The 16,797-nt window shown below is 76.7% G+C and carries 15 protein-coding genes; 8 read left to right on the forward strand and 7 right to left on the reverse strand.

Going from position 1 to position 16,797, the window contains the following annotated elements:
• The first annotated feature begins 61 nt into the window (after positions 1 to 61).
• From ACIQI7_RS19125 to ACIQI7_RS19150, 6 genes are read left to right on the forward strand one after another with little or no spacing between them, the layout of a single operon-like run.
• Entirely contained in the window at positions 62 to 1,081 is a 1,020-nt protein-coding gene (locus tag ACIQI7_RS19125; protein WP_401111225.1) for a cobalamin biosynthesis protein, read from the forward strand.
• Positions 1,078 to 2,592, forward strand: a complete 1,515-nt coding sequence (locus ACIQI7_RS19130; RefSeq protein WP_401111228.1) for a cobyric acid synthase — start codon at positions 1,078 to 1,080, stop codon at positions 2,590 to 2,592. The genes ACIQI7_RS19125 and ACIQI7_RS19130 overlap by 4 nt, the downstream gene beginning before the upstream one ends.
• On the forward strand, positions 2,589 to 4,700 hold the full coding sequence (locus tag ACIQI7_RS19135) for a putative cobaltochelatase (RefSeq protein WP_401111231.1): 2,112 nt from the start codon (positions 2,589 to 2,591) through the stop codon (positions 4,698 to 4,700). The genes ACIQI7_RS19130 and ACIQI7_RS19135 overlap by 4 nt, the downstream gene beginning before the upstream one ends.
• A gap of 6 nt (positions 4,701 to 4,706) precedes the next feature.
• Complete coding sequence (cobO, locus tag ACIQI7_RS19140) at positions 4,707 to 5,312, forward strand: cob(I)yrinic acid a,c-diamide adenosyltransferase (RefSeq protein WP_401111233.1); 606 nt, start codon at positions 4,707 to 4,709, stop codon at positions 5,310 to 5,312.
• A 4-nt stretch (positions 5,313 to 5,316) separates the two neighbouring features.
• Complete coding sequence (locus ACIQI7_RS19145) at positions 5,317 to 6,729, forward strand: cobyrinate a,c-diamide synthase (protein ID WP_401111236.1); 1,413 nt, start codon at positions 5,317 to 5,319, stop codon at positions 6,727 to 6,729.
• Between the two features lie 26 nt (positions 6,730 to 6,755).
• Positions 6,756 to 7,022, forward strand: a complete 267-nt coding sequence (locus ACIQI7_RS19150; RefSeq protein ID WP_401111239.1) for a hypothetical protein — start codon at positions 6,756 to 6,758, stop codon at positions 7,020 to 7,022.
• Here the strand turns inward: ACIQI7_RS19150 and ACIQI7_RS19155 are convergent.
• Positions 6,992 to 7,600 carry a TetR/AcrR family transcriptional regulator gene (locus ACIQI7_RS19155; protein WP_401111240.1) on the reverse strand — a complete coding sequence of 203 codons (609 nt, stop codon included), beginning with the start codon at positions 7,598 to 7,600 and terminating at the stop codon, positions 6,992 to 6,994. The two genes, ACIQI7_RS19150 and ACIQI7_RS19155, sit on opposite strands and share 31 nt — an antisense overlap.
• 116 nt (positions 7,601 to 7,716) lie before the next feature.
• Here ACIQI7_RS19155 and ACIQI7_RS19160 point away from each other — a divergent pair, with 116 nt between their 5' ends.
• Positions 7,717 to 8,910 (forward strand): FAD-dependent monooxygenase, encoded by a 1,194-nt coding sequence (locus tag ACIQI7_RS19160; RefSeq protein ID WP_401111242.1) that lies wholly within the window; start codon positions 7,717 to 7,719, stop codon positions 8,908 to 8,910.
• 243 nt (positions 8,911 to 9,153) lie between these two features.
• Here ACIQI7_RS19160 and ACIQI7_RS19165 read toward each other — a convergent pair whose 3' ends face one another.
• The 3 genes from ACIQI7_RS19165 to ACIQI7_RS19175 all read right to left on the reverse strand — a co-directional run bounded on the left by ACIQI7_RS19165 (position 9,154) and on the right by ACIQI7_RS19175 (position 11,983).
• Entirely contained in the window at positions 9,154 to 9,600 is a 447-nt protein-coding gene (locus ACIQI7_RS19165; protein WP_401111244.1) for a prevent-host-death family protein, read from the reverse strand.
• A 128-nt stretch (positions 9,601 to 9,728) separates the two neighbouring features.
• Positions 9,729 to 11,354 (reverse strand): SMI1/KNR4 family protein, encoded by a 1,626-nt coding sequence (locus ACIQI7_RS19170; RefSeq protein ID WP_401111247.1) that lies wholly within the window; start codon positions 11,352 to 11,354, stop codon positions 9,729 to 9,731.
• Positions 11,355 to 11,470: 116 nt separating this feature from the next.
• Entirely contained in the window at positions 11,471 to 11,983 is a 513-nt protein-coding gene (locus ACIQI7_RS19175) for a MarR family winged helix-turn-helix transcriptional regulator (RefSeq protein WP_401111249.1), read from the reverse strand.
• A gap of 142 nt (positions 11,984 to 12,125) precedes the next feature.
• Between ACIQI7_RS19175 and ACIQI7_RS19180 the strand changes: the two genes are divergently transcribed.
• Positions 12,126 to 13,079, forward strand: coding sequence for an EamA family transporter (locus ACIQI7_RS19180; protein ID WP_401111251.1), 954 nt, complete (start codon positions 12,126 to 12,128; stop codon positions 13,077 to 13,079).
• A 105-nt stretch (positions 13,080 to 13,184) separates the two neighbouring features.
• On the opposite strand, the gene ACIQI7_RS19185 is transcribed toward ACIQI7_RS19180, so the two are convergent.
• The 3 genes from ACIQI7_RS19185 to ACIQI7_RS19195 form a co-directional block, all read right to left on the reverse strand.
• Positions 13,185 to 14,078, reverse strand: a complete 894-nt coding sequence (locus ACIQI7_RS19185; protein ID WP_401111254.1) for a hypothetical protein — start codon at positions 14,076 to 14,078, stop codon at positions 13,185 to 13,187.
• Between the two features lie 122 nt (positions 14,079 to 14,200).
• A complete protein-coding gene (locus ACIQI7_RS19190) occupies positions 14,201 to 15,232 on the reverse strand; it encodes a TolB family protein (RefSeq protein ID WP_401111256.1) in 1,032 nt (343 codons plus the stop codon).
• On the reverse strand, positions 15,229 to 16,677 hold the full coding sequence (locus ACIQI7_RS19195) for an MFS transporter (RefSeq protein ID WP_401111258.1): 1,449 nt from the start codon (positions 16,675 to 16,677) through the stop codon (positions 15,229 to 15,231). The genes ACIQI7_RS19190 and ACIQI7_RS19195 overlap by 4 nt, the downstream gene beginning before the upstream one ends.
• Between the last annotated feature and the right edge of the window lie 120 nt (positions 16,678 to 16,797).

Consider the following 16,797-nt stretch of genomic DNA (forward strand, 5'->3'; position numbering starts at 1 on the left):
CGCACGCGATGCAGGCTGCCCCGCCCGGCCGGACTCCGAGCTGCCTTCCGCCGTGCGGCCGATGACCCCGCCCACCGCCTCCGCCGCTCCGCGCCCGCTGACCCGCGCCGCCGCGTTCGCGCTCGGCGCCGCCGCGGGCTACGCCGCCGACACCCGCTTCGCCGACCCCCGCCGGGGCCACCCGGTGGCCGTCTTCGGCAGCGCCGCGACCCGGCTGGAGCGCCGGCTGTGGCGCGACGGCCGCGCCGCCGGCGCCGGCTACACGGCGCTGTGCGTGGGCGCGGTCGCGGCGGGCGCGCTCGCCCTGGACCGTACGGTGGGCCGGCGCCCGCTGGGCCGGGCCGCGCTGGCGGCGGCCGCGACCTGGACCGTGCTCGGCGGCACCTCGCTGACCCGGGAGGCGCGCACCATCGGCCGCTCGCTCGCCGCGGGCGACCTCGCGGCCGCCCGGGAGCGGCTGCCGCACCTGTGCGGGCGGGACCCGAGCGCGCTGGACGGGCAGCAGATCGCCCGGGCCGTGGTCGAGTCGGTGGCCGAGAACACCGCCGACGCCGTGGTGAACGCGCTGGCCTGGGGCACCCTGGCCGGCACCCCCGGACTGCTGGCCTTCCGCGCCGTGAACACCCTGGACGCCATGGTGGGCCACCGCTCGCCGCGCTACGCCCGGTTCGGCTGGGCCTCGGCCCGGCTGGACGACCTGGCGGGCTGGCCCGGCGCCCGGCTCACGGCGCTGCTGACGGTGGCCGCCGCGCCCGAACCCCGGACCGCCTGGCGGGTCTGGCGGCGCGACGGCTCCGCTCACCCGAGCCCGAACGCGGGCCAGGCCGAGGCGGCGTTCGCCGGCGCGGTGGGCGTGCGGCTGGGCGGGACGCTGCGGTACGGCATGGGAGGCCCCCCGGGCGAAGCCTGGGGGAGGGTGGAGGACCGGCCGGTGCTGGGCGCGGAGCTGCGCCCGGTCACGGTGGACGACATCGAACGGGCCTGCGCGCTCTCCCGGCGGGTGGGCGCACTGGCGCTGGGTACGACGGTCGCGGGGCACGTCCTGCTGCGGACGCTGCTGAGCAGGAGGGGGCGGGCATGACGAACGCGCTGCTGGTCGCGGGGACGACCTCGGACGCGGGCAAGAGCGTGGTGACGGCCGGGATCTGCCGTTGGCTCGCCCGCCAGGGCGTGCGGGTCGCGCCGTTCAAGGCGCAGAACATGTCGCTCAACTCCTTCGTCACCGCCGACGGCGCCGAGATCGGCCGCGCCCAGGCGATGCAGGCGCAGGCCGCCCGGGTGGAGCCGGAGGCGGCGATGAACCCGGTGCTGCTCAAGCCCGGCGCGGACGGCCGCAGCCAGGTGGTGCTGCTCGGCCGGCCGGTGGCCGAGGTGGGCGCGCTGGACTACCGCGAGCGCAAGCCCGTCCTGCTGGAGCGCGCCCTGGAGTGCCTGGCCGACCTGCGCCGCCGCTACGACGTGGTGGTCTGCGAGGGCGCGGGCTCGCCGGCCGAGATCAACCTGCGCGACCGCGACATCGCCAACATGGGCCTGGCCACGGCCGCCGCCCTGCCGGTGGTGGTGGTCGGGGACATCGACCGCGGCGGGGTCTTCGCCGCGATGTACGGGACGCTGGCGCTGCTGTCGGCGGAGGACCAGCGGCACGTGGCGGGCTGGTTCGTCAACAAGTTCCGCGGCGACTCCCGGCTGCTGGCGCCCGGGCTGGAGATGCTGCACGAGCTGACCGGACGTCCGGTGCTGGGCACCCTGCCGATGCTGCCCGGGCTCTGGCTGGACGCCGAGGACTCGCTGGACCTGTCCACGGTGGTCGACCGGACGGACGGGCCCGGACCGCTCGGCGCGGACGTGCTGCGGGTGGCCGTGGTGCGCTTCCCCCGGCTGTCCAACTTCACCGACCTGGACGCGCTCGCGCAGGAGCCGGGCGTACTGGTCCGCTGGGCGACCAGGCCGGAGGAGCTGGCCGACGCCGACCTGGTGGTGCTGCCCGGCACCCGGGCCACCGTCGCGGACCTCGCCTGGCTGCGCGAGCGCGGCCTGGAACCGGCCCTGAAGGCACGGGCGGCGGCCGGACTGCCGGTCCTCGGGGTCTGCGGCGGCTACCAGATGCTGGCGCACTCCATCGTGGACGAGGTCGAGTCGAAGGCGGGCGCCGTCGACGGGCTCGGCCTGCTGCCGACCCGGGTGCGGTTCGGCGCCGAGAAGGTGCTGGCGCGGCCGGTCGGCGAGGCGTACGGGCAGCGGGTCGAGGGCTACGAGATCCACCACGGGGTGGTGGCGGTCGAGGGCGGCACCCCGTTCCTGGACGGCTGCCGGGTGGGCGCGGTCTGGGGCACGACCTGGCACGGCGCGCTGGAGAACGACGGGTTCCGCCGTGAACTCCTGCGCGAGGTCGCCGAGTCGTCCGGCCGGGCGTTCGTCCCGGCGCCGGACACCTCCTTCGCCGCGGCGCGCGAGGCCCGGCTGGACCGGCTGGGCGACCTGATCGAGGAACACGCGGACACCGACGCGCTGTGGAAGCTGATCGAGGGCGGGGTGCCGGCGGCCGGATCGCTGCCGTTCCTGCCGCCCGGGGCCCCTGGGAGTGACGCATGACCGACGTCCGCTATCCGTTCACCGCGATCGTCGGCATGGCCGACCTGCGGCTCGGGCTACTGCTGAACGCGGTCTCCCCGGCCGTGGGCGGCGTGCTGGTGCGCGGCGAGAAGGGCACCGCGAAGTCGACCATGGTGCGCGCGCTGGCCGGCCTGCTGCCGTCCATCGCCACCGTGGACGGCTGCCGCTTCGCCTGCGACCCGGGCGCGCCCGACCCGCAGTGCCCGGACGGGCCGCACGCCCCCCCGTCCTCCACCGAACGACCGTCCCAGCTGGTCGAGTTGCCGGTCGGCGTGGCCGAGGACCGGATCGTCGGCTCGCTCGACCTGGAGCGGGCGCTGGCCGAGGGCGTCAAGGCCTACGAGCCCGGACTGCTCGCCAGGGCCCACCGCGGCGTGCTCTACATCGACGAGGTGAACCTGCTCCAGGACCACGTGGTGGACCTGCTGCTGGACGCCGCCGCGATGGGCCGCTCCTACGTCGAGCGCGAGGGCGTGTCGGTGCGGCACGCGGCGCGCTTCCTGCTGGTCGGCACCATGAACCCGGAGGAGGGCGAGCTGCGGCCGCAGCTGCTCGACCGGTTCGGCCTGACCGTCGAGATCGCCGCCACCCGGGACCCGGCCGAGCGCGCCGAGGTGGTCCGCCGACGGCTCGCGTACGACACCGACCCGGCCGGCTTCGCCGCGCGGTTCGCCGAGGACGAGCGGGCGCTCGCCGAACGCATCACCGCGGCGCGGGAGTTGCTGCCCGAGGTCGAACTGACCGATGTGGCGCTGCGCCAGATCACCGCCGTCTGCGCCGCGTTCGAGGTGGACGGGCTGCGCGCGGACATCGTGATGGCCCGCACCGCCGTCGCGCTGGCCGCCTGGGACGGGCGCACCGAGGTGCTGGAGGAGGACGTCCGCACGGCCGCCCGGCTGGCGCTGCCGCACCGGCGCCGCCGCAACCCCTTCGACGCGCCCGGCCTGGACGAGGAGCAGCTGGACCGGACGCTGGAGGAGCACGCGCAGCAGCAGGACGACCCGGAGCCCGAGGGCGACGGGCCCGGGCCGGACGGGGACGGCCCCGACGGCGGGCCGGAGGACGGCGGTCCGGACGGGGACGGCCCCGACGGCGGGGGCGCCCCCGAGCCGTCCGGCCCCGAGGGCGGTCTCGACGGACGCGAGGGCCCGGACGGCCCGGAGGCCGCCGAGGAGCCCGCGCAGCCGCCCGTGCCGGCCCAACCGCCCTCCCCCGCGCGGGAGTCGGCGCCGGTCGCGGCCGGGGACCCGTACCGGACCCAGCTGTTCACCGTCAAGGGCACCGGGCACGGCGCCCAGGGCCGCCGCTCCCCCGCCGAGACCACCGGCGGGCACACCATCCGCGCCCGCCGCCCGCAGGGCGCGCTCGGCCGGCTGCACCTGACCGCCACCCTCCAGGCCGCCGCGCCCCACCAGGCGGCGCGCGGGCGCACCGGCCGGGCCCTGGTCCTGAAGAAGGACGACTTCCGCGAACAGGTGCGCCAGGGACGGGAGTCCAACCTGGTGCTGTTCGTGGTGGACGCCTCCGGCTCGATGGCCGCCCGGCAGCGGATGACCGCCGTCAAGGGCGCGGTGCTGTCGCTGCTGATGGACGCCTACCAGCGCCGCGACAAGATCGGCATGATCACCTTCCGGGGCACCGGCGCCGAGCTGGCGCTGCCGCCCACCTCCTCGGTGGAGGTCGGCGCGGCCCGGCTGGAGTCGCTGCCCACCGGCGGGCGGACCCCGCTGGCCGCCGGCCTGCTGCGCGCGCACGAGGTGCTGCGGGTGGAGCGGCTGCGCGACCCGAGCCGGCGCCCGCTGCTGGTCGTGGTGACCGACGGCCGGGCCACCGGCGGGCAGGACGCGCTCGCCCGGTCGCGCCGCGCGGCCGCGTTGTTCGCGGCGCAGGGCACCGCGAGCGTGGTGCTGGACTGCGAATCCGGCCCGGTCCGCCTGGGCCTGGCCCGTACGCTGGCCGGACTGCTCGGCGGCACCGCCGTCAGCCTGGACGAGCTGCGCGCCGAGGGCGTGGCCTCGCTCGTCCGCGAGAACCGCACCGGGAACCGTGGTGCCACTTCGACTGCTTCGATGCGAAAGGCGGCCTGAGCCGACATGCCCAAGGGTGTCCCCGAGAGCGTCCCCGAAGACGGCCTGACGACCCGCCAGCGCCGTACGCTGCCGATCACCGCCGTGCACACCGGCCCCGGCAAGGGCAAGTCCACGGCCGCCTTCGGCATGGCGCTGCGGGCCTGGAACCAGGGCTGGTCGGTCGGGGTGTTCCAGTTCGTGAAGTCCGCCAAGTGGAAGGTCGGCGAGGAGAACGCGCTGCGCGTGCTCGGCGCCTCCGGCGAGGGCGGCACCGTCGACTGGCACAAGATGGGCTCCGGCTGGTCCTGGATCCAGCGCTCCGCCGAGCAGGAGATGTCCAGCGAGGAGGCGGCCAAGGAGGGCTGGGAGCAGGTCAAGCGGGACCTCGCGGCCGAGACCTACCGCTTCTACGTGCTGGACGAGTTCACCTACCCGATGCACTGGGGGTGGATCGACCCGGAGGAGGTGGTGGCCGTGCTCGCGGACCGCCCGGGCAGCCAGCACGTCGTCATCACCGGCCGGTACGCCCCCGAGGCGCTGACCGGCTTCGCCGACCTGGTCACCGAGATGACCAAGGTCAAGCACCCCATGGACGCCGGCCGCAAGGGCCAGCGCGGCATCGAGTGGTAGACCGTTGAGCAGCATCCCCCGCCTCGTCGTCGCCGCACCCTCCTCGGGCGCCGGCAAGACCACCGTCGCCACCGGCCTGATCGCGGCGCTCGCCGCGCGCGGGCTGGCGGTGTCGCCGCACAAGGTCGGCCCCGACTACATCGACCCGGGCTACCACGCGCTCGCCGCCGGGCGCCCGGGCCGCAACCTGGACGCCTTCCTGTGCGGGCCCGAGCGGATCGCGCCGCTGTTCCTGCACGGCGCGGCCGGGGCGGACGTCGCGGTGGTCGAGGGGGTCATGGGCCTGTTCGACGGCGCCTCCGGGCGCGGGGAGCTGGCGTCCACGGCACACGTCGCCAAGCTGCTGCGGGCGCCGGTGGTGCTGGTGGTGGACGGCTCCTCGCAGTCCCGCTCGGTGGCCGCGCTGGTGCACGGCTTCGCCTCCTGGGACCCGCAGGTGCGGCTCGCCGGGGTGATCCTCAACCGGGTCGCCTCCGACCGGCACGAGCAACTGCTGCGCGAGGCCCTGGAGGAGGGCTCCGGCGTCCCGGTGCTGGGCGCGCTGCGCCGCTCCGCGGCGGTCGCCACACCGTCGCGCCACCTCGGGCTGATCCCGGCGGTGGAGCGCTCGGCGGAGGCCCTCAAGGCGGTCGCCGACATGGGCGAACTGGTGGCCTCCTCGGTCGACCTGGACGCCGTGCTGGAACTCGCCCGGAGCGCACCGGAGTTGGACGCCGAGCCGTGGGACCCGTCGGCCGAGGCCACCCCGGTGGCCGGCCGGCCGCGGATCGCGGTGGCGGGCGGCCCGGCCTTCTCCTTCTCGTACGCCGAGAACGCCGAACTGCTCGGCGCGGCGCGCGCGGAGGTGGTCCCGTTCGACCCGCTGCACGCCTCGGCACTGCCCCAGGGGACGGCCGGCCTGGTCATCGGCGGCGGCTTCCCCGAGCTGTACGTGCGCGAGCTGAGCGGCAACGCCGCGCTGCGCGCCGCCATCGCCGGGTTCGCCGCCGCGGGCGGGCCGATCGCCGCCGAGTGCGCCGGACTGCTCTACCTGGGGCGGGAGTTGGACGGCCTGCCAATGTGCGGCGTGCTGCCCGCCGACGCCCGGATGACCGAACGGCTCACCCTCGGCTACCGGGAGGCGGTCGCCCTGCACGACTCCCCGCTGGCCCCGGCCGGCACCAGGCTGCGCGGCCACGAGTTCCACCGCACGGTCTGCGAGCCCGGCGCGGGCGAACTCCCCGCCTGGGGCTGGCGCCTGCCGACCGGCCCCCGCACGGAGGGCTTCGCGGCCGGTAACGTGCACGCCTCGTACCTGCACCTGCACTGGGCGGGCGCACCGGCGCTGGCGTCCTCCTTCGCGGCCGCGGCGGCGGACTTCGCGGCGGCGGACTTCGCGGCTGGGATCCTCGCGGCGGGGCCGGGCGGGGCCGCGTAGTTCGGCGGCCGGGGCTCCGGGGTCGGGTGCGCTGCGCGCCGGCGGTGGCCGCGGAGCGGGAGGCCGCGCGCGGCGACCGGGTGGCCGGGATGGCCGCCGCACAGGCGGAGTCGGTGCACCGGGGCGTCACGTTCCACCTGGTGAGCTCGCGGGCGTCCGCGGCGGACCGCGCCCGGGCGGTGGCCGCGCGGGTGACAGCCGCGCGGGTGACGGCCGCGCGGGTGACGGCCGCGCGGGTGACGGCCGGGACGGGGGCTGCGGGCTACCCCCGGTCGAGCAGCGCAGCCAGGTAGCGCGCCACCTCGTCGCGCAGTTCCTCCGGCGCCGGGACGTTCCAGTGCCCGCTGCCCGCCGTCGCGTTGAACAGCACCCCGTCGCACCAGCGGATCAGACGGCGGGCGTCCGCCGTCGGTTCGGCCGAACCGCACCGCGCGAGCAGCGCCGCGGCGATGTCGGCGAAGCGCCCGCCCAAGCGGTCGTAGACCGCCCGCAGTTCGGGCCGCCGGGTGGCCTCCAGGGCGAGTTCCAGCCGCGCCACCGTGAGCCGGCGGCTGCTGGTGAGCGCCCGGTGCAGCAGATCGGCGCCGACCCGGACCAGGAGGTCCCGCGCGGCGGCGGGGGTGGGGGCCGCCGCCGGGGGCTCCGCGGCGAGGCCCGGGTGGTCCTCGGTCTCCCGCTCGGCGATCCGGGTCAGCGCGAGTTCGAGCAGCGCGGCCCTGGTCCGGGCGAGGTTGGAGGTCGAGCCGGCGGGCAGGCCCGCCTCCTCGTCCACCGCGCGGTGGGTCAGCCCGCGCAGGCCGCGCTCGGCGATCAGGGCGATGGCGGCGTCGGCGATCAGGATCGGGCGCGGGGGTGTCATGGGTCCGATCATGGCTCTTCTCCTCGGGCGAGCCAATTCACTACAGCAGCAGTGTCCGCACACTACATCTGTAGTACGGTGCTGGCATACGGACACTACGGATGTAGTGCGAGGAGAGGAGCCCACCCATGGGCAGCCCGCGGGACAGGCAGCAGACGATCGTCATCGGCGGGGGCATCGGCGGGCTCGCCGCCGCCCTCGCCCTCCACCGGCAGGGCTTCCCGGTGCGCGTCCACGAGCGCGCCGACTCCCTCGAACCCGTCGGCGCCGGGCTCGCCCTGGCCCCCAACGCCCTGCGCTCCCTCGACCGGCTCGGCGTCGGCGGGCGCCTGCGCGCCCTGGCCACCCCGCACCCCGCCATCGGCCTGCGCCACCCCTCCGGCCGCTGGCTCGCCCGTACCAGCACCTCGGCGTTCGAGGCCTGCTTCGGCGACACCATCGCCGCCGTGGCCCGCGCCGACGTCGTCACCGCCCTGGTCGACGCGCTCCCGGCGGGCACCGTCCGCACCGGATCACCCGCCACCCTCGTCGCCCCGGGCGACGCCACCGGGCCCGCCGTCGTCCGCACCGCCGACGGGGAGGAGAGCGCCGACCTGGTGGTCGCCGCCGACGGCATCCGATCCGCGGCCCGCGGCCTGCTCTTCCCCGGGCATCCCGGCCCCCGCTACAGCGGCTTCACCACCTGGCGCACCATCGTCACCCCCGACCGCCACCCGGCGGCCGTCGGCGAGGTGTGGGGCCGCGGGCGGCTCGCCGGGATCGTCCCGCTCGCCGACGGCCGGGTCTACCTCTACGGCGCCGCTCTCGCCCCGGCCGGCGAGCGCGCCGCCGACGGCAACGAACGGGCCGAACTGCTGCGCCGGTACGGCGACTGGTGCGCCCCCGTACCGCAACTGCTCGCCCTGGCCGAGCCCGAGCGCGTCCTGCGCCACGACGTCTGGGACCTCGCCGACCCGCTGCCCGCCCACCACCGCGGCCGGGTCGCCCTGCTCGGCGACGCCGCCCACGCGATGTGCCCCTTCCTGGGCCAGGGCGCCTGCCAGGCCATCGAGGACGCCCTCGTCCTCGCCTCCGTGCTCACCCCCGGTGCCGACCCGGCCGCCGCCCTGCCCGACTACACCGCCGCCCGGCTCCCGCGCACCACGGCCGTCGTCGCCGGCTCCCGCCGCATCGGCGACCTCGTCGCCCTCCGCTCCCCCGCCGCCACGGCCCTGCGCACCACCGCCCTCACCCTCGCCGGCCTTCTCCCCGCCCGCGCCCTGCTGAGCCGCTCCGCCCCGACGTACGACTGGCAGCCACCGGCCCTGCGCGGAGCACGGTGAGCGGAGCACCCCACCGCCCGCCGAGCGGCGGTGGCACGGCGGATCAGGGCCGAGGCCGGGCACGGGTCACCCGTCGGTGTCCTTCCGGTGCCGGGGCGAGGCGTAGACGGGATGGACGGCGGGCGTTGCCGGGCGCTTCGGCGCACAGGTCGCTCCAGCCCTTGGCAGCCTCGCTCGTACCGAACCGAAGGCGCCACTCGCCGCCGACGGGTGGCGGAGGGTCGTCGTCGCCGCGCTCGGGGCTCACGGCTCGACCACCTCGCCGTGATCGTCACCGGGGAGGGGTGCGGTGAGCTCGGCCGTCAGGTCCGGGTCCGCGAGGACTCTGGCGGTGGCCCGCCACTCGGCTATCACCCGGTGCAGACCGGCGTGCACGTCCAGCTCGACGACGTCACGCGTCGCGTCGACGAGGTCGACGACGAACTCGCGGACCTCCTCGGCCGACAGGTGCCTGGTCCAGGGGAAGACGGCGGGAAGGGCCAGCAGCACGGCCCGCGCGCCCTCGTCGCTGCTGATCAGCGCGGCGAACAGACGCGCGGTGACGTCCGCCGTCTCCTCGCGCTGACGGTCGTGGCGCTCGGTGGTGAGGTACAGGTCCTCACCGTCCCGCCGCGTGACGTGCACGCGCCTGGCCCGCTCCACGGTGTCCGCGACACGCTTGGAGTTCTTCGACAGCTCGGAGAACGACACGGTGAGAGTCGACGTGGCTCGACGATAGTTCGGAACGTGTTCCGATGTCAGGCCGATCGTCGGCCGTCGGCGCCCCGGGCCCCGGGTGTTCCGCTCTCCCCGCGACCCGCGACGGGCCGCGCCGCCCGTCAGCGCAGCCGCAGGCGGAGGGCGTCCCCGGTGTCGAGGCCGAGTCCGGCGGCCCAGGCCAGGGCGTCGGCCATCGGGGCCGAGCGGTCCGCGAGGCGCACGGCGGCGAGGCCGGCCGGGATCCGGCCGGCCGCCGAGAGCCGCGCCCACTGGCGGCCGTCGAGCGCGAGGTAGCGCAGCTCGGGGAGGTCCGCCAGGACGGTCAGGTCCCGGACGGCGGCGCCGGAGAGGTCCAGGGCGCGCAGGTTCGGCACCGTCCGCAGCGCCGCGAGGTCGAGCGGCACCGCGCCGCCCTCCGCGGGTGTCGCCACCTCCAGTGCCCGCAGCTCGCGGTGGCCCGTCAGCGGGGTCAGGTCGCCGCCCGCCAAGGTGACCCGCAGGGACTCCACGGGCAGTTCGCGCAGCGGCGTCAGGTCCGCCGTGACGGAGCGGTTGAGGTGCAGCCGCCGCAGCAGGGGCGCGGCGGCGAGGGGCGAGAGGTCGACCGGCCCGGCCGCGTCGTTGACGTGCAGCGCCTGGAGGTGCGGCGGGACGGGGTCCGGCACCGCGCCGATGACCTCCCGCCGGACGGACGCCCGGTCGGTGCCGGACGCCTCCTCCTCCCAGAAGACCCCGCCGGTCAGCCCGATCCAGTCCTCGTCGACCTCGTACGCGCCCGCCGCCAGCTGGTCCGCGTACCGGCGGAAGAGGGCCGTGACGGACTCGGCGACGTACTGCGGCCCCTCGTCGTGGTCGCGGCCGATCCGGATCACCTGGCCGGGCCGGCCGTCGCGGGCCGGGGCGAGGTCGACGGCGAGGTAGTTGCCGTCCCCGCCGGTGGCGAACGGCAGCCAGGCCGGGTGGGCGCCGCAGCGGCGCACCGTCTCCGGCGGGTCGGCGTCGAGGGCCACCGCGTTCCAGCCCAGGCTCCAGCCGAACCAGGCGGGAGCGCTCACGCGCTCGTGGACGGCGGCCATTCCGGCCAGCGACAACCATCCGTAGCCGCCGACGAGGTGGCCGTGCCGGCCGTCGACCTGGTCGCCGTCGGCGATCCGGTAGAGGGCCCGCAGGTCGGCGGGCAGGGCGTGGCCGAGGCGGCGTTCGACGGCCTCGATCCCGGCGTCGGAGGCGGCCGGCGGCAGCCGGTCCGGACGGCCGAGGACCGCGGCGCGGCGCTCCAGGTACGTGCGGAAGTGCGCGACGGCGAGGTCCGGGTCGCCGGCCGGGGCGGCGGTGCCGGGCTTCTGGTCGGCGCCGGGCGCCGGCAGCCGGTAGTCGTCGTCCAGGACGGCGATGAAGCCGTCGCCCGACGAGCGCAGGCTGTCGACGGAGTCGTCGAACGCGGTCAGTTCGTGCTCCCCGGACGGGCGGCAGCGCAGCTCCAGCGTCATCCGCTGCCAGCCGCGGGCCCGCCGGACACCTTCGGACAGCTGGTACAGCTCCCCGAAGGGCGCCTCCACCGGTGCGCCGCGGCCGACCGCGCCGGGCACGACGTGGGCGCCGGAGTACGAGAGCCCGCCCGGACCCGCCGAGACGGCGAGCACGGCCTCCGTCCAGCCCTCGGGCGCCGCGGCGGCGATGCCCTCGGCGATCCGCCGCGCCACGCCGGCCATCGGCTCCCCGACCTGCCCGGTGCCCTCGATCACTGCCCGCCCCCTCGTGCTCCGTGGTGCGGGACAGCATGGCAGGGGCCACCGACAGCCGCCCGGGGCGGGGTGCCGCTCCCCGCCCCGGACGCGCCCGGCACCGGGTTCGACCGGGTTCAGAGGAGCGGCTCGGTGTCCCCGTGCGCGATGAGGAGCTTGCGCAGCAGGGCGTCCAGCCGGGTGCGCTCCTCCGTGTCGAGGGCCGAGAGGATGCGCTCCTCGTTCCGGACGTGACCGGCCAGGGCGCCGTCGATCAGGTCCTTGCCGGCCGGGGTGAGGCGGACCAGGACGGCGCGGCGGTCGGTCGGGCAGGGGTTGCGCTCGACCAGGCCCTTGGCGGACAGCCGGTCGACCCGGTTGGTGATGGCGCCGGAGGTGACCATCGCGGACTTGAGCAGCGCGCGGGCGTTGAGCTCGTACGGCTCGCCGGAGCGGCGCAGGGTGGCCAGCACGTCGAACTCGGAGGAGTCCAGGCCGCATTCGGTGAAGTACTCGCGCAGGGCGTTGTCGACCCGGGCGTTGAGCCGTCGCAGCCGCCCGATCAGGGCCATCGGCCCGGCGTCCAGGTCGGGGCGGGCCCGGGCCCACTGCTCGACGATGTCGTCCACGGTGTCGCGCTGCTGCTGCATGTCCGTCGCCCTCCCGGAGCCGTCTGTCCGAAGTCGTCCGCCTGCCCTACGCAGATATCTTAACATTCACATACTTGACGTTCGCCGATCCTGGGCGTAGAAATATCTCAACGTTCAGATAATCAACGTTCAGGGGGACGTCATGGACCGCAAGCGCGCAGCGATCGCCGCCACCGCCGCTCTCGCCCCGGCCGCGTGGGGCACCACCTACCTGGTCACCACCCAGTTGCTGCCCGAGGGCCGCCCGCTGCTGCTCGCCGCGCTCCGCGCGCTCCCCGCCGGACTGCTCCTGCTGCTGATCGGCCGCCGACTTCCCAAGGGGCGCTGGTGGGGGCGCGCGGCCGTGCTCGGGATGCTCAACATCGGGCTGTTCTTCCCGCTGATGTTCGTCGGCGCCTACCGCCTGCCCGGCGGCGTCGCCGCCACCATCGGGGCGATCCAGCCGCTGCTGGTCACCGGCTTCTCGATCGGCGTGCTGCGGGTGCGGCCCGGCCGGCGGGCGGTGGTCGCCGGACTGGTCGGGGTCGGCGGAGTGGCCCTGCTGGTGCTCAAGAGCGGTGCCCGGCTGAACGGCGTCGGGATCGCCGCGATGGTCGCCGGAGTCGCGCTGATGGCCATGGGCACCGTCCTCACCCGCCGCTGGGGCCGCCCCGAGGGCGCCACCCTGCTCGACCTCACCGCCTGGCAGCTCCTGGCCGGCTCGGTCTTCCTCGTCCCGCTCGCCGCCGTCGTCGAGGGCGCGCCGCCCGCCCTGAGCGCCGCCAACCTGGCCGGCTTCGGCTACCTCGGCCTGGTCGGCACCGCGCTCGGCTACTTCCTCTGGTTCCGCGGCATCGAGCACCTCGGCGCCGGCCCGGCCTCGTTCCTGGGCCTGATCAACCCGGTCGTCGCCACCCTCGGCGGCCTCGTCGTCCTCGGCCAGACCCTGACCCCCTGGCAGGTGCTCGGCCTCCTCCTCGCCCTCGCCGCCATGCTCGCCGGCCAGGCCCCCGCCCGCCGCGCCGCGGCCCCGAGCCCGGCCCCCGCTCCGGCGCCGGTGCCCGCCGCGGCGCCGGTCCTCCCCGCCCCCCAGCGCGAACCGGCCGTCACCCGCTGACCGGCACCGTCCCGAACGCCCGCGCCCCCGCCGAAGTCCACGGCGGGGGCGCGGGCGTGTTGCCGACGGCCGACAGGGGCGCGCGGACGGGCCGCGGGCGGCGGGTCAGCCGGTGGCGCGGACGTAGATGTCGGCGGCGCCGGGGAGGCCGCCGGGGATGGTGGCCACGTAGATCCGGCGGGCGGTGGGGGCGTGGCCGGGGAGGCCGGTGGGGCTCGGCGAGGGGGTCCAGGTCGGGGTGGGGGCCACGGCGGGAGCCGGGTCCTCGGAGGTCGGCTCCTCCGGTGCCGGAGCCGGGGCGACGGCGGGGGCCGGCTCGGCGGCCGGGGCCTCGGGGTCGGCGGCAGCCGGGTCGGCGACGGTCGGATCGGCGACGGATGCCTCGGAGTCGGCGGCGAGCCCCCCGGAGTCGGCGGGGGGCTCACCGGACTCCGCGGCGGGGCCGGACGGGCCGCCGGGGTCGGCGGGAGCGGCCGTCGGCGCCGGGCTCTCGGCGGCGGTCCCGGACGGAGCGGGGGAGGGGCCGACGGCCGGCGGCAGCGGGGACTCGGGGAGCTCCGGGGCCTCGGCCGGCTCGTCGCCGCCGAGGGCCGCGAGCAGGTCGGCCGGCAGCCGGGCGGCCGGGCCGGGCGAGGGCAGGTCGTAGGCGCTGAGGAAGTCGCCGAGGCCCGGGGCCCTGCCGCCGCCGAGGCGGTAGTGCAGGTAGGCGACCGGGGCGCCGTCGGAGGTGTGGGTGTAGACGGCGCCGACGGGGACGTAGAAGCGGCCGAGGCCGGGGTGCTGGGAGGGGTGGAGGCCGGCCAGGCGTTCGGCGCGGTCGCGGTCGGTCTCGCGGCCGACGCGGCCGACGGTCAGCGTGTTGACGCCGCGCACCACCAGGGCGGCGGCGACGGACACGCAGAGCACCAGTCCGACGGCGACGGTGCGCCGCAGGACCGGGCGGCCGTGCAGGGCCGGCCAGGAGTCGGTCACCATGCGCTCGGGTGGGATGCCGTCCACGGTTGTCTCGCTCCCCCGTTCGATCAGAACGCTCGATCAGGACGTCTGATCAGGACATTCGTTCCGGACGCCTGATCAGGACGTCACACTCTGCTCGACGTGGGACCGTAGCCGAGAGTTCCTCAGCCCAGGTAGGCGGGGGCGACCGCGGCCCCGGTGACCTGCCGCGCGCTGCCCGAACCGTCCGCCGGGACGGTCCACAGATCGGCACCGTAGTCGCCGGGCAGCGCGTAGACCAGGGTGCCGTCGTCGGACCAGAGCGCCTGGTCGTCGATGTTGCGCTGCTCGGCGGTGGCGGTCTCGGTCATGGTGGCGAGGTCGAGCACGTACAGCCGCCACGGGGAGTCGGCGGGCAGGCCGGGGACACGCTTCTTGTACGCCACGCGGGTGCCGTCCGGGGAGAGCGAGGGGCACTCGACGTTGTCGTGCAGGGTGGTCAGGGTGCGGGCGGCGAGGTCGCCGCGGACGAGGTGGGTCCGCCCGGCGCTGGCCAGGGTGGCGTAGAAGGTGGTGTCGTCGGCGAAGGTGACGCCCCAGATGTTGACGTCGTGCGCCTGGTACGGGTGACCGTCCAGGACGACGGCGAAGTCCTCCAGGTTCTCCTGCAGGTTCCAGTCCCGGACGTCCACGATCGAGGTGCGGGTGGAGAAGTCGCTGCCCGCGTAGGAGTCGCCGCTGACGAAGACCGTCCAGGCGGCGAGGTGCCCGGACGGGGAGACCCGGGAGCGGGTGGGGATGCCGGCCGCCGGGAACGAGCGGAGCTCACGCAGGCGGTCGTCCAGCACCACGGCGCGGTAGGTGTCCTCCAGCGCGCCATGCTGGGCCTGGAGGCAGACGCCGGTGCCGGCGGCGGCGTGGAAGCGCAGGCACTGGACGCCGGAGGCGGTGCGCGGGCCGTCCGGGTGGTCGGCGGCGACAGAGGTGACCTCGTCCCGGTGCGGGCCCCAGGCCATGTTGCGGAACAGCAGCCGTCGTCCGCCGTCGTGCGCCTGGAGGGACACCTGACCGGACTCGACGGACGGCCCGCCGGGCTGGGCCCGGTCCCGGCGGGCGGTGCGGTCGGCGGCGTACAGGACGGCCCCGGTGCCGACCGCGCCGAGCAGCACGACGGCCACCAGCAGGATGATCACCCTGGTCCGGTTCCGCAGGTTCATCGGGTCTCCTCCTCGGTCCTGGCGACATCGGGATCGGGCTGCCCGGCGGCGCTGGGCCGACCGGCGTCGGGCTCGGGCCGCCCGGCGGCCGGCTCGGCCCAACCGGAGTCGGACCGGGGCCCGTCCGCGGCGGGTCCGGACGGGCGCAGCACCGCCGCCGCGCCGAGCACGCACAGCGCCAGCGCCCCCGCCGACCAGCCCAGCGCCGCCGGGCCGCCGACCACGCCCCACAGCGCGCCGAACAGCAGCGAGCAGGCGAACCGGGCCAGCGCCTGCCCGGTGCCGACCAGGGCCAGCCCGGCGCCGCGCTGCTCGGCGGGCACGGCGTCGGCGGCCGCGGCGGCGAGCACGCCGTCGGTCGCCGCGTAGAAGGTGCCGTGCAGCACCAGTACGCAGACCGCCACCGGCAGCCCGCGCAGCGGGGAGAGCAGCAGCCCGTACGCGAGCAGCAGCACCCCGTGCCCGGCGAGGAAGAGCCGGTGGCGGCCGATCCGGTCGGCGAGCGCGCCGAGCGGGACGGCGAGCAGCAGGAAGGCGGCGGCGGTGCCCAGCGGCAGCAGCGGGAACAGGCCGACGGGCAGGTCCAGCCGGCGCTGGACGAGCAGGTAGAGGAAGGAGTCGCTGACGGTGGTGAGGCCGAGCAGGACGGCGCAGAGCGTCAACCGGCGCAGCCCCGGCAGCCGCAGCAGGGTGAGGCTGTCGCGCAGCGAGGGCGCGGAAGTCGACAAGTCGTCACCCTGCTGCCGGTTCGGCACGAACAGCAGCAGGATCAGCACGCCGAGCGCCGCGACGCACGAGCTGACCGTGAACACCGCGTCGTAGCCGTGCCGCTCGCCGCCGTCGGCGAGCAGCGGACCGCCGGCCAGCCGCAGCACCAGGAAGGCGGTGAGCGGGCCGAGCAGGGCGCCGGCCGTGTCCATCGCCCGGTGCACGCCGAACGCCCGGCCGCGGTGGGCGGGTTCGGTGGCGAGCGAGATCATCGCGTCCCGGGGCGCGGTGCGCAGGCCCTTGCCGGTGCGGTCGACGGCGATCACGGCGCCGATCAGCGGCACGGTGTGGACGAACAGCAGCAGCGGCCGGCACAGCGCGGACAGCCCGTACCCGACGGCCGCGACGGCCTTGTGGCGGGCGGCCCCGTCGCGGCCGCGGCGGTCGGCGAGGTGGCCGCCGACCAGCCGGACCAGGGCGCTGAAGCCGTTCTGGATGCCGTCGAGCAGGCCGAAGCCGAGTGGGGAGAGGCCGAGGCCGGTGAGCAGGTAGAGGGGGAGGACGGCGGTGACCATCTCGGAGGAGACGTCGGTGACCAGGCTGACCGCGCCGAGGGCGACGACCGCGCCGGGCACGGCGGCCCGTCGCCCCCGCCCGGCGGCCGGCCCGGCGGGGGTCGACGCGGTGGGGCCCGACGCGGCCGGGGCCTTCGAGCTGCGGGAGTCCGCGACGTACACGGGCGTCAGTTCCGGGTTCCGGCGGCGCGGCCGGGGCGCGAGGGCGGCGCGGCGGTGGGGGTGCCGGGGGCGGGGGTCATGGGGGTGCGCGGTCGTGCGAAGGCCATGGGGTCCTCCGGA

The organism is Kitasatospora sp. NPDC092039 (genome assembly GCF_044756065.1).
In the GTDB taxonomy this organism is placed as follows: Bacteria; Actinomycetota; Actinomycetes; order Streptomycetales; family Streptomycetaceae; genus Kitasatospora.

Excerpts from the sequence above, each read along its gene's own strand:
- ACIQI7_RS19190 (WP_401111256.1), bottom strand. The coding sequence starts at position 15,232 with ATGAACCTGCGGAACCGGACCAGGGTGATCATCCTGCTGGTGGCCGTC.
- ACIQI7_RS19125 (WP_401111225.1), top strand. The coding sequence starts at position 62 with ATGACCCCGCCCACCGCCTCCGCCGCTCCGCGCCCGCTGACCCGCGCC.
- ACIQI7_RS19160 (WP_401111242.1), top strand. The coding sequence starts at position 7,717 with ATGGGCAGCCCGCGGGACAGGCAGCAGACGATCGTCATCGGCGGGGGC.
- ACIQI7_RS19130 (WP_401111228.1), top strand. The coding sequence starts at position 1,078 with ATGACGAACGCGCTGCTGGTCGCGGGGACGACCTCGGACGCGGGCAAG.
- cobO (WP_401111233.1), top strand. The coding sequence starts at position 4,707 with ATGCCCAAGGGTGTCCCCGAGAGCGTCCCCGAAGACGGCCTGACGACC.
- ACIQI7_RS19135 (WP_401111231.1), top strand. The coding sequence starts at position 2,589 with ATGACCGACGTCCGCTATCCGTTCACCGCGATCGTCGGCATGGCCGAC.
- ACIQI7_RS19175 (WP_401111249.1), bottom strand. The coding sequence starts at position 11,983 with ATGCAGCAGCAGCGCGACACCGTGGACGACATCGTCGAGCAGTGGGCC.
- ACIQI7_RS19180 (WP_401111251.1), top strand. The coding sequence starts at position 12,126 with ATGGACCGCAAGCGCGCAGCGATCGCCGCCACCGCCGCTCTCGCCCCG.
- ACIQI7_RS19155 (WP_401111240.1), bottom strand. The coding sequence starts at position 7,600 with ATGATCGGACCCATGACACCCCCGCGCCCGATCCTGATCGCCGACGCC.